9 protein-coding genes and 1 pseudogene are annotated in these 12,534 nt (G+C 47.6%); 7 read left to right on the top strand and 3 right to left on the bottom strand.

Annotated features, from left to right (window positions below):
• Window positions 1–22: 22 nt before the first annotated feature.
• Entirely contained in the window at window positions 23–1,759 is a 1,737-nt protein-coding gene (locus H5336_RS05900) for a glycoside hydrolase family 43 protein (RefSeq protein WP_185232313.1), read from the bottom strand.
• Window positions 1,760–1,772: 13 nt separating this feature from the next.
• Window positions 1,773–2,864 (bottom strand): annotated as a pseudogene (locus tag H5336_RS22905) (glycoside hydrolase family 88/105 protein).
• A gap of 295 nt (window positions 2,865–3,159) precedes the next feature.
• Between H5336_RS22905 and H5336_RS05890 the strand changes: the two are divergent.
• From H5336_RS05890 to H5336_RS05865, 6 genes are all read left to right on the top strand, one after another.
• Window positions 3,160–4,527: a glycoside hydrolase family 28 protein gene (locus H5336_RS05890; RefSeq protein ID WP_185232311.1), complete on the top strand. Its 1,368-nt coding sequence runs from the start codon at window positions 3,160–3,162 to the stop codon at window positions 4,525–4,527.
• 154 nt (window positions 4,528–4,681) lie between these two features.
• On the top strand, window positions 4,682–5,074 hold the full coding sequence (locus H5336_RS05885) for a VOC family protein (RefSeq protein ID WP_221627991.1): 393 nt from the start codon (window positions 4,682–4,684) through the stop codon (window positions 5,072–5,074).
• Window positions 5,075–5,455: 381 nt separating this feature from the next.
• Window positions 5,456–7,561 carry a TonB-dependent receptor domain-containing protein gene (locus H5336_RS05880; protein ID WP_221627990.1) on the top strand — a complete coding sequence of 702 codons (2,106 nt, stop codon included), beginning with the start codon at window positions 5,456–5,458 and terminating at the stop codon, window positions 7,559–7,561.
• Between the two features lie 33 nt (window positions 7,562–7,594).
• Complete coding sequence (locus H5336_RS05875) at window positions 7,595–8,245, top strand: PepSY-associated TM helix domain-containing protein (protein WP_185232309.1); 651 nt, start codon at window positions 7,595–7,597, stop codon at window positions 8,243–8,245.
• Window positions 8,246–8,253: 8 nt separating this feature from the next.
• Complete coding sequence (locus H5336_RS05870) at window positions 8,254–8,763, top strand: DUF2271 domain-containing protein (protein WP_185232306.1); 510 nt, start codon at window positions 8,254–8,256, stop codon at window positions 8,761–8,763.
• Entirely contained in the window at window positions 8,760–9,671 is a 912-nt protein-coding gene (locus tag H5336_RS05865; RefSeq protein WP_185232304.1) for a DUF4198 domain-containing protein, read from the top strand. The genes H5336_RS05870 and H5336_RS05865 overlap by 4 nt, the downstream gene beginning before the upstream one ends.
• A 190-nt stretch (window positions 9,672–9,861) precedes the next feature.
• On the opposite strand, the gene H5336_RS05860 is transcribed toward H5336_RS05865, so the two are convergent.
• A complete protein-coding gene (locus H5336_RS05860; RefSeq protein ID WP_185232302.1) occupies window positions 9,862–10,143 on the bottom strand; it encodes a hypothetical protein in 282 nt (93 codons plus the stop codon).
• Window positions 10,144–10,480: 337 nt separating this feature from the next.
• Between H5336_RS05860 and H5336_RS05855 the strand changes: the two genes are divergently transcribed.
• Entirely contained in the window at window positions 10,481–12,514 is a 2,034-nt protein-coding gene (locus H5336_RS05855; protein WP_185232300.1) for an FG-GAP repeat protein, read from the top strand.
• Window positions 12,515–12,534 lie beyond the last annotated feature (20 nt).

The raw sequence follows: 12,534 nt of genomic DNA, 5'->3' as shown, positions 1-12,534 counted from the left end.
GGATGTTTGGCGCCGATTGGGTTTAATCGGCTTTGTAAATTCGAACCCCCGAGTAGTCAATATAGTTGCCTGAGTCTAGCTTATTGGGGGCAGTGGGGTCCTGCTCGCTGGTACGAGCAAATAGGCCAATCTTTGCGCCTACCCAGCGGCCTCTTCGTGCTTGAAATAGCTCACCTATGCCTTTGTAGCGACCGGTGCTGTCTAAATAGCTGAAAACGACGCCGCCGCCTTCGAACCAGCTGGCACGCAGCGAAAGTGTTTTTTCTGTAAATGTCTTCTCAACCCTAAAGCCTTCTCCACAACCTGTGCGTGCGTTGTGGCAATAGGCGTAACCCAGCTCATAGGCCTGTAGTTGTTCATTGAATTTAATGCCTGCCCAGGCGTAGTCTTCACCAAAAATCATTAATCCGGTACTGCCTTTGCTAAAGCTTTCGGGTATTTCAATGGTGGTTTCGGCAATAAATTTCGGCCCGGAAATTTTTTGAAAGAGAACGGCGGGGGCCATCCATAAATTATTGTTTTCAGGGTCTACGTCGGTTTGTGCGAACAGGCGCAAATAGCCGGGGCGATCAGTGAGTGAGTACCACTCGTTTTTATAATTGGCAGCCCATTGCCATTGCTTGCCCAAATCGGGTGAATCGAAGGTGTCGGAAGTGGGAATAATTTTAATCGGATAGATAGCGCCAACATTGGGTTTTTTATGTTGGGTAACGGGCTGACCAACACCGTCGCGGTTTTTGTCCTCGCCGATTACCGGCCAGTCATTTACCCACTGCATAGGTTGCAGGTGCACAATACGGCCATGCGCGAGTTTGGACTGAAAGTGGAAGAACCAGTCTTCACCGGTTTGCGTGGTCACCCAGGCGCCTTGATGGGGGCCGTTGGTTAGGCTTGTACCCTGCTCCATAACACTTTTGTGTTCATAGGGGCCGTAGATGTTTTTAGCGCGAAATACGGCTTGCCAGCCGACCGGTACGCCTCCAGCGGGTGCGAAAACGTAGTAATAACCGTTGCGCTTGTAAAATTTTGGCCCTTCGAGCGTGCGGTAGCCTTCAAGTTTATGGCCGTCAATAATGGTTTCACCTTCGGCCTCTACCTGTGTGCCGTCGGCGCTCATTTTGTGTAGCGTAAGAATATTATTTATACCCGAGCGACTTTTCGCCCAGCCGTGTAACAGGTAGCTTTGTCCGTCGTCGTCCCACATCGGGGTAGGGTCGATAATACCCTTGCCCGGCAAAATCAGTTTTGGCTCACTCCAGCCCTTAAATGGGTCTTCGGTTTGTAGCATATAAATGCCGTAGTCGGGGTCGGGGTAGAAAATCCAAACTTTGTTATTGTGGTAACGAATGTTAGGTGCCCATACGCCGTTACCGTGTTGCGGAATAGCAAAATTATTTTCTGGCACCAGTTTGTTGAGTGCGTGACCGATAAGCGTCCAGTTCACCATGTCTTTAGAGTGCAGCACGGGCAGCCCTGGCGCGCTATTAAAGCTGGAGGCGGTCATAAAATAATCGTCGCCAACGCGCACCACATCGGGGTCCGAATAATCGGCATAGAGAATCGGGTTTTGGTAGTTACCGTTTTCCAAATCAGCCTGCCAGATTTCAGTGCTGGTTGCTTTGTTTACCAGGGTATTGCTTACCGGGGTATTGTTCGTCGGAGTATTGTTGGCTAGGGGAATTTGATTGCTATGCTGTTCACCGCAACCGGAGAGTATCACCCAGGACAATACCAATAGCGTATAAAAAGTGTTGTTCATTGTGTTCTCTTGTTTATCGATTTAATTCAAGGCTCGCAAAAATAAAAGGGCCCACACGCTTGGGGTCGATATCACGTAATGGTTCGCAAATGTAATAGTCGAAGGAGCCGTCACGATAAGGTTTGCCGCCCAAGCCCGCAACCGCGCAGTTTTGCGTGAGATGTACTTCTTGGTCGTCCGTGTCGACGCGAATCAAGTGATCGAGAATATCCTGATACTCTTTTTCGGCAAAGGTCCTGTAGGGCTTTGCTAAATATCCCTTGTTTACCGCCTTTGCCAGCACATACACGAACATCGTGCTCCCTGTTGCTTCCAAGTAGTTACCTTCGCGTCCAGCGGCATCAATTACTTGGTACCACAACCTTGTTTTTTTATCCTGAAAGGGAATGACCGCATCCATAATCTGCTTTAAATGGGCCTGTAGCTGTTGTCTTCCTGGGTGGTTGGGCGGGAAAAATTAAATTGTATCGACTAGCGCCATGGTGAACCAACCAAGGCCTCACGACCAGAAGTGCGGAGACTGGGCGGCAGTCTTGTTGGCCCAGCGTTGCTTCCTGCTCTCGTCCCAGCCGTGGCAGAGCAAGCCTATGTTGGGGTCGCGGGCGTGTTTCATTATGAGGCTGAATTGCAACAGTACATCGTCGAACAGTGGTGAGGTGGGTTCGCAGGTATCCGGGTATTGGGCGTAAAAGGGGGCGCCCATATACAGCCCGTCCAGCCACATTTGCGAGGTGTAGCGTTTTTTATGCCAAAACCCGCCTTCACGGGTGGGGGGGGGTGATCTTCAAATTGACCTCCAAGGGTTTCTATCACGGTTTTATATTTGTTCTCGGCGGTTTCCTCGTGCAGGAAAAACATCACTTTACCGGGGGTTAATTTTGTCGATATTGAATTGCTCGCGTTGGTACCCGTATATATCACCGCCATCGCTTACCATTTTATCGTCAAAGCCTTTGATGTAGTCCAGGTAATCGTTGTTACCGGTTTGTTGGTACAGGCGCGCCAAGGCGCCGAGCATAAGGCTGTGGGTATAGCCCCATTTGGGTGTTGTACGAAAGTCGATTTGCCAGGTCTGGGGGTTCCGATTCATGTCAGAATGGGCCATACGCTCTGCCCACGAGTCACCTAGGGCCCGCTTGATTTTGGCCGATTCGGCACCGCAGGCTAGGCTGAACAGCGGGGACAGCAGAGTAATGGCGAGTATTAATGGCAAATTTTTCAGGTATTTCATTCGCTTAAACCTACAATTGGTATTACCACATAGAACAGTGAATTATGGCTGTGGCACAAGATATAACAGAACGACAAGGGCTTTATTTTTATAAGCAGAGGCGCATTGACAATATCTGGTCTGACCAATTAGCATCGACAAGACAATATCATAAGTAAAAGAGGTAGCAATGTTACACGCCAATAAAATATGGGTCGTCGCGATTATTCTGAGCTTATTTGCTAGCGCTTCCGCTGTAGCGAAAGATGACTGGGCGATGGCTAAAAAAATTGTGAAAGCCATTGATCTCCCTCAGATCCCTGAACAAAACTTCACTATTACCGACTTTGGTGCTGTTGTTGGAGAAAAAAATGATGCTCTGCCTGCTATTAGAGCGGCAATGGATGCCGCCAGTAAAAAAGGCGGTGGGCGCATTGTTATCCCCGAGGGCGTTTGGCTGGTAAAGGGGCCAATTCATTTGGTCAGTAAAATTGATCTACACCTCTCCGAGGGCGCTCGGTTACTGTTTTCGAGTGAGCCTAGCGATTACCTGCCGGTGGTGAAAACTCGCTGGGAGGGTACAGAGCTTATGCACTATTCTCCGCTTGTGTACGCGGCGAATGTAACCGATGTTGCGATAACCGGCACCGGTACGCTGGACGGTAATGCCGACAGTGTTTTTAAAACATGGCATAAACTACAAAATAATGATGTTGAAAAAATTCGAAAAATGGGCTTCACCGGTGTTCCGCTGGAGAAGCGCGTATTTGCCGAAGGTACATATTTGCGACCGGGCTTTGTACAATTTTTTGGTGCCGAGCGAGTGCTGCTTGAGGACTACACCATTGTTAATGCGCCTTTTTGGGTGAACCATTTGGTTTATACCCAATACGCTACTGTACGAAATATTAAGGTCGATAGCCACTTCCCGAATAATGATGGTATCGATATCGAGTCCAGCCAGTATGTATTAGTTGAAAACAGCTTGTTTCGCACAGGCGATGATTCGGTAGTCGTTAAATCGGGTCGTGATTTAGACGGCAGAACAGTCGGGATACCCAGCGAAAATATTGTGGTCCGCAATAATGATATGGGTGGAGAAGATGGTATTGGTTTGGGTAGTGAAATGTCGGGCGGCATTAAAAATGTGTTCTTCGAAGATAATATTTTACGCAAAGGCGACTCGGCTATTCGTTTCAAGGCAAATTTGGATCGCGGTGGCTTGGTAGAGCACATTCGCGTACGTAATTTTAAGGTGGAGTCGTTTAAGAATTTATTCTGGTTCCAGCTAAATTACCCAAGCAATTTGGGTGGTAATTTTCCCTCAACCTATAGGGATATTGTTTTTGAGAATTTTGAAGTTGAGCAGGTCGGTACTTTTTTGGAAGTGCATGCACCGGACGGAGCGCCACTTCAGGGGGTGACCTTCAAAAACATTCATGTGAAAAAAGTGGAGACACCGCTAGTACTGGAGAATGTAATCGATTTACAGTTTGAGGATGTGCAGATAGGCTCGCAAACTGTTGATGGGACGCTTAATTGGCGCGCTACGCCCTAACAAGGGCCGTGCATGGTTATGGTTAAATCAAAGCATTTTAAAATTGGTATTGTTTGATACCCACAGGGTGTTGGCGGAGTACTTAAAGGCCTGCAATTTAGCGGGTCTTTTACGTTCAGGGGGTATAATTGATGCAAAGTGCGTTGCGGAATGAATGATGAAAATTGAGCATATTGCTATTTGGGTAAAGGATATTGAGCGTGTAAAAGCTTTCTATGAAACTTATTTTCAGGCCAGGGCAAACCAAAAATACCATAACCCCAAAAAAGGATTTCAGTCGTATTTTTTAAGCTTTGATACGGGTGCACGACTGGAAATTATGCAGATGGATTCCATTCCAAAATGTGCACACAACCCGGTAGAGCAGCACACCGGGCTTATTCATTTTGCTGTGTCTGTTGGCTGCGAAGCTGAGGTAGACCGGCTGACGAGCCGGCTCTGTAGTGCTGGGTATGCCGTACTTGACGGCCCCAGAACAACCGGTGATGGGTACTATGAAAGCATTGTGCTTGACCCGGAAGGAAATCGAATAGAGCTAACGGTTTAGCCTGTATTAATGACTGTATTTGTGATGTTAAGTAAAAGGCATTTGAATACCAAGAGGTATTACTCCCGCGTCGGCTAATGGCCATACTGCTGGGCAGCATAGATGGCTGTTATTTGTCGCCGCTGTCGCCATATGCTCCTAGCTGTGCCCCTAACAGCAAACTCTGCAATATTCTTCCCCTCCCTCTGTCGATATCCGCGCGCGGAACCTAAAGGCTTGGCTTTAGGGTTTGTGTGGGCGTACGTGCAAGCGTGAATGAGTGGCGCTTCGCATCAAAATAGAAATACTACTTGCACGCCAATCTAAATGGGAACTATAATCGTTTAGATTGGCGTCAAGGGGTGCCATTGCAGGATTATCGATTTATTTTTGGGGGTTTTTATGTGTCAGCGAAGTTATTTGCTGGTTTCAACTGCGTTGCTCATGGCGTTATCTGCAAGTGGCGCGATTGCGGAGGAGAGCAATGAGGAAGGCAATATTGAAGAAACATTAATTTGGGGTACCAGAATTCAAGCGTCGTCCTTGAATTTGGATATGGAGGCGCTGTCTATTAAGCAGGCAGACCATATCAGTGACCTCTTGCGAAGTATTCCAGGCGTCGATGTGGGCGGTGCTCACTCATTGAACCAGCGAATTACCATTCGCAGTATGGACGATAAAGATTTACGCATAACGATTGATGGTGCCAACCAAAATACTTATATGTACCACCATATGGGTAACCTGCAAATTCATGCCGATATTCTTAGCGCGGTTGATGTAGAAGTAGGGTCGAATTCTGTTGTGAATGGAGGTTTGGGTGGTGCTGTGCGTTTTGAAACCAAAAATGCCCGCGACCTGTTAGTCAATAACGGCAATTTTGGTGGTCGCGCGCAATTGCATGCCGGAACTAATTCATCTCAAAACTATTCTCTTACTGGTTATGGCTTGCTGGGTGAGAGTGTGGATGTGTTGGTGTATTACAACGATGTATCGCGTAAAAATTACGATGTGGGCGGCAGTGAAATATTGGATGCCAATGGCGCCGTAATCGATGGCACGGATGGTACCGTGCGGGGTTTGGAGGGCGATCTCTACGATGCTTTGATTAAAGTTGGCTGGGAGGTTGCGCCTGGGCATACATTTAAATTGGGGTACGAAAGCTACAACGATAAGGGCGATTACAGTTATCGCCCCGACATGGGCCTTGCAACAGACTTGGCTATAACTAACTCGCTGGAAATACCACTGCTTTGGCCAACAGAATTTACGCGCGATACCTTAACGCTGAACTATCTGCTGGAATGGGGCGAGCATACAAACCTGCGGGCTTCATTATTTAGCAACGAAAGTGAGTTAACTCGTGATGAAAGCGGTTGGGCCGATAACGAAGCTTTCGCCGCAAGTGCGGCAACGGTTACCGGAATGGCAAAAAATTCTGGCTTGAATATTCTGGCCGAAACTGAACTGGGCAATCATCTGTTGACTTGGGGTGGTGAACAAATACGCTACGAAACAAGCTACTTGTCAGAAGCTATTGGTGGTGGTGAGCAAGCATCCAGTGAACAGGCAAGCAATTTGGGTTTGTTTCTGCAAGACCGTATTTCTCTGGGCGATAAATTTGCCGTCATTCCAGGGGTACGTTACGACAGTTTCGACATCGATTCTGTTGTGGTGAGCGAAACCTTCAGCCAGGTATCTACAGCTTTGGCCGGCGAATACCAAGTTATTGATAGCCTATTACTAAAGCTAAGTGGTACTCAGCTGTTCAAAGGCCCAGAAATTGGTGAAGTGTTTGTGGGGGCGGGTTTGAGTGATACGGCTAACCCCGATATTGAAGCTGAAACAGGCTTGAATACCGAATTGTCTCTGGCTTATTCCGTCGCTGCGTTGGGCGCCGACAGATTCTCTGCAGGCTTTACACTATTTCAAACCGATATTAACGGTTACATTTATGACTATGCGCCGCCTCCAGCAGAAGTCGGTGGTCGTGCGTGGAAAGACAATATTGGTGATATGGCTATCGAAGGTTTTGAAGCCTATGTGGGTTATGAACTAGGTGGTTTGTCGGCGCTTGTTACCTACTCGTCAGCGGAAAGTGAACTATCGTCAAATGAATTTTATAGCGACTTGGATGGTGCGCGTTTGGATCGCCAGCAAGGCGATACGCTTTCAATTAATCTCGACTACAGTATATCGGCGGCGAATGTTGTGCTGCACTGGGATTTGTTGCAAGTGACGGATGTAGATGCTGGATTAGCCTTGGATAGTGCCACCCTCGATACCGCAAAAGATGGATTTACTGTCCACAATATATCTGCGCGCTGGAGACCTGCTGCGGTCGACGGGATAAACCTGATATTTGGTATTGATAACGTGTTTGACGAATTTTACGCATCTCAATCTTCGCGAACAGGTTTATCCGTTCACCCACGTTTTGGTCAACTGTATTTACAGGATTATGAGCCTGGCCGAAACGTCAAAGCCACAATTACATACGCTTTTTAATGTTGGGGGCCAAGTAATTGGCCCTTTTCTGCTATGACATACAATCGAAAGAAGAATACACGTAAAAGTTTTTATTACTATTGCAGGTTACTGCATATTTATAGTTCAACAGCGCTATTTACGTTGTTGATGTTCTTCTGTTTAAGCGGGTTCTTTTTGAATCACCTAGATATTTTTGGTGGTCAGCATACAGATGAACAGATTGAAATAGCATTGACGGAATTTGGTGTTGGGTTCACTCAAGCCGAACTGGACAGTATTGCCCAGGGTAAAGGCAGCAAACCGTTAGAGCAAATACTTGCGGGCCTCCATGGATATGGGCATATGCCCAAGGCGAAGTCAGTGGAGGCCGATGTGGAAATGGGTGAGTTGATAATCGACTTCGACTTACCTGCTGGTTACGCCACAGCTGTAATTTCTGTTGAATCGCAAATGCTAGTGCTGGATTACCGGCAAGGTGATTGGCTGGCCGTCATCAATGACCTGCATAAAGGGCGGCATACCGGCGCTGTTTGGTCTTGGGTGATCGATTTGTCGGCCTTGCTCATGATTCTATTTGCGTTAACGGGTTTGGTTGTTTTGTTTCAAAATCGACGACAACGAGGGACTGCAACCTGGCTCCTGATCGCGGGTTCAGTGACGCCCCTCATTATTTATATTGCAGGAGTTCCTAGAGTCGGATGAAAAGTCGGATGAAAAATGAATTTTTAATTATTGCCATAGTGTTATTCGCTATTGGGCTAACGGCTGTGTCGGTGGCTCACAGTGCGACCATGGAGATATCCATAGAGGTGCCAGCACTGCAGGCCAATCCCTACCATAAACCCTATGTTGCTGTTTGGCTGGAAACCCCGGAACGTAAGGCAATTACCACACTGGCTATTTGGCACGAGCGAGATACTTGGCTTAAGGACCTGCGCCAGTGGTGGAGAAAAGTGGGCCGCAATGCGGGTGCTGAGCTTGATGGTGTTACCGGGGCTACACGAAAACCCGGGCGATATCGAATTCAATGGGATGGTAAATCCAGTGGGGGGCAGCCTGTTCCTGCAGGCGAATACTTCCTGAATATAGAGGCCTCTCGCGAGGAGGGTGGGCGTAGCTATCATCGCGAAAAAATCACACTTGGGCAAATGGCTACGTTAACAATACCCGCTCAAACGGAGTTAGGGGAGATTTCAATTACTATAGAGGGCAAGCAATGAAATTCAGAATTTTAGACCTATTTTTAGTCGCGGGCCTCTCATTATCGCCGCTATTGGCCTCCGCGCACGGCCGCTGGATTGTGCCGAGCCATACGATTTTGTCCGGTGCGCAAGCGGAAGTTGTTACTTTTGATATGAGTGTATCCAATGATTTTTTTCATCCAGATTTCGCCTATGGTGGAACACCGGTTGAAGAGCTGTTTTTACCCGAGAATAAAAAACCTTCGGTGAACAGCAGTGAACCAAGGGCGGCAATAATTACCGAGCTTATGGGCTCTACTCAGTTGGAAGTCACAACCCCAGCCGGGGTGAAAAACCTTGATTCGCCTTTGGTAAATTTTGGGCGAAAAACTGTGGTGAGTGTGCTACTCGATGAATCGGGCACTTATCGTTTTGGGATAAAGCAGAACCCAGTTTATTTTACGTTTTATAAAGACGAAAACGGCAAGCGGGGAAGAGAATTTGGAACACTGGCAATGGTTAAAACTTTTTTACCAAAAAATGCGAGCGAAATCTCCGGCACGAAACTGATCAATCGAGTAGAAACCTATGTGACGCGTAATGATATTAGCCAATCAGCGATTACTCCAACGGGTAAGGGGTTGGAGTTGAAATTTATTTCTCACCCCAATGAGCTCTTTGTGGGTGAACCTGGGAAATTTGTATTGTTACATAATGGTAAGCCGGTAAAGCACAGTGCAGTGGTACTCACCTTTCATAACACGCGTTTTCGCAATGATAGGAACCCAATTAGGCTGATAACGGCGAGTGACGGTGGTGTTAGCGTTGTTTGGCCGCAACCCGGTTTGTACTTACTAGAAGCGGAGCTTGAAATGCCGTCTAAAGAGCAGGGTATTCGCAAGGAAACCTTTGGTCTTTATGTCACCTTAGAGGTAAACCCCGAATAGCAACTATGGTTTCCTATAGGGTTTCCTAGCTTGTCGGACGGCCTTTAATGCCGAGGTATGCGAAAGGTTAGGCTTATCTCATTTTGGGGTTTTAATCGTACTGTTAAGCGCGAAGGCGAAATTAGATCAGGACGCTAGTAGGGTTTATCGAGCTGCGCACAACGATGGAATTAAGCTAGGTCTATTGAAATTACAGGCTAAATTCCAGTGGTGAAGATTCGGGTGTGGATTTACGCCCATTTTCGTTCCACGAGTTGTCTTGCTTTCCTAACTTATAGGCCAATTCTCCCGCAACAAAGTGCGAAATAGGGGCGCTGCCCCCGCCCACTACATTTACAAGCCCCTCGTCCGTCATGCTGGCAATTTCGTAAATTTTTCGAGGAGCCAACCCAGACTCTTCTGCGCAGGCCGCTAGGTCATGCATGTCCTTATAGGGGGGCATGTATTTTACGTGTTTTCCGATTTTGAACATTATCATCCCAATTTTTTGGATACGGCTCAATTCCATTCGTAAAGTTACTATTTCTCTTGTCTTACCGATGTCTGCGCTGCAAAAAACGCAGTTGTGACAATACTAACCGCTATCGAGTTCCAATCGTGAAGGTATGGCGTTGAGTTTATAGGCTATTTGACCTTGATCAATATTCATACAGGTGCGGTGGTGAGGCGAATATATAGCGGTGTCTTTTCTCCCGTTGCAGAGCTTTACAAAACTTTACGAAGCCTTTGCCCAAATTATCTGTCCATTCTTTCACACTTTCTCATTTTGGTTTGTGGGAATCGACACACTGGCGTTAAAGGATAACTCTATGAAAAAAACTCTGTTCGGCTTTTCCATTCTTATTTTTGTGATGCTTCAAGCCTGTAGTGGGGGCGACTCCAATGCTGACGATGCGGACGACACAACACCCACAGCGTTTTATTTCACCGATGCGTATGGCCTAGGCTTGGGTATATGGGTGGAATCCAATACTTTGAAAATTAGTGGTATTGATGCTGACGCCGAGATAAGCATTGAGAATGGGGAGTATTCAATAAATGGTGGCGCATGGACGAATAATAGTGGGGTCATTTCAGCGGGCCAGAATGTTACCGTACGTGTACTATCTTCAGATGATCTTTATACTTCCACGTCGGCTATTCTTTACGTTGGCGGTGTGGAGGATACTTTTTATGTGCGTACCTCTTCGTTGTCACTAACGGCGCGATATAACTTTAAAGGCTTGAGCTTTTCCTGGCAAAAAGTAAATGGTGCCAGTCATTATCGCTTGTGGCATCAAGCAACTGAAGATGCAGGTTTTGCACAGTTTGGTCGTGACTTCGATTCGAATACAACGGGTACTCGGGTAGAGTTACCCATTCATACTTTTAATTGGTTCGATGCGCAATTTAAAATTGAAGCGTGTTTAGATACTGAGTGTTTTACAACGCAAAGTGTAGGTGTGGTAACTGAACGCAGTAATGCGGTGGGCTATTTCAAGTCGGAAAATACGGAAGCCTTTGATGGTTTTAGTGTTGTGGCCCTTAGTGGTGATGGTAATACCCTGGCCATTGCGGCAAAGGCAGAGGACGGTAATTCCGGTATTGAGGGCGACCGAGGTAACAACGAGGCGTCTGCGGCAGGTGCCGTTTATATTTATACCAAAGATGATAAAGATTGGACTTTTCAAGCTTATTTAAAAGCGGCCAATGTGGATGCTGGCGATGAATTTGGTTCTTCCTTGGCTCTCAGTGGTGATGGTAATACCTTGGCGGTTTCCGCTGTCGGCGAGGCCAGCGGCGCAACAGGTGTTAATTCAGCAGGAACCGACAATAGCGCAGCGGGTGCGGGCGCAGTGTACATATTCCAACGTATTGGTGATATCTGGTTGCAACAAAGTTACCTTAAGGCGAGTGAGGTGGCGGTAGGAGATGCGTTTGGTGCTGCGTTAGCGTTAAGCAGCTTTGGCGGCACGCTCGCTGTGGGGGCGCCGGGTACTGCTGGTGAAGCCGGTGCGGTATACCTTTTTAATGAAGTCGCCGAAAGCTGGGAGCAGCAAGCCAAAATAGTAACGCCCAATACTGAGGCTGGTGATTATTTTGGTGCTGCGGTGTCGATCACCGCAGATGGAAATCAGTTATTGGTGGGGGCGCCGCGCGAAGCCTCAAATAGTGTCGGAATGGACGGGGTTATGAGTGACAATAACAGCCCTTACGCGGGTGCGGCCTACTTGTTTGCACGTAGTGATGGTGTCTGGCAGTTCGACCATTATTTTAAGGCGTCGAATACCGCAGAAAACCAATTACTGGGAACCGCGCTAAGTGTCAGTGCTGACGGTAGTTCTATTGCACTTGGTGCACCGGGTGAAGCCAGTAGTGCTTATGGTGTAGGCGGTGACCAGAGTGATACGTCCTACCCCTCGGCGGGAGCGGTATACTTATTTGATCGAATGGATTCAAATAATTGGATGTCTCGGGCCTACGTAAAAGCGTCCGATGGTGATGCCGGAGATTGTTTTGGATCGGCTGTCGCACTTAATGCCAGTGGACACTTGCTGGTGGTGGGTGCCCCGGGTGAAGCCAGTGCAAATGATGCCGTTAACAGTAATGACGCCGATGACTCTGCCGCAGACGCCGGAGCAGCCTATGTATTTAGGGTGACTGACATGGAGTGGAATCAAATTAGCTATGTTAAAGCACCGAACAGTGAGGCAGGGGATGGGTTTTCGACAAGCCTATCGCTTGATGCGTCTGGCAATAGTCTAGCGATAGGCGCGCCGGGGGAAGATAGTTCCGCAATGGGTGTTGCTTCGAATCAGGCCAATAACTTGGCCCAGGATGCCGGTGCGGTATATTTGTTTTAATGTTGCGTTGATAAGAACTC

This window comes from Teredinibacter franksiae (assembly GCF_014218805.1).
Lineage (GTDB): Bacteria > Pseudomonadota > Gammaproteobacteria > Pseudomonadales > Cellvibrionaceae > Teredinibacter > Teredinibacter franksiae.
This window is presented reverse-complemented; position numbering and strand designations above follow the sequence as displayed.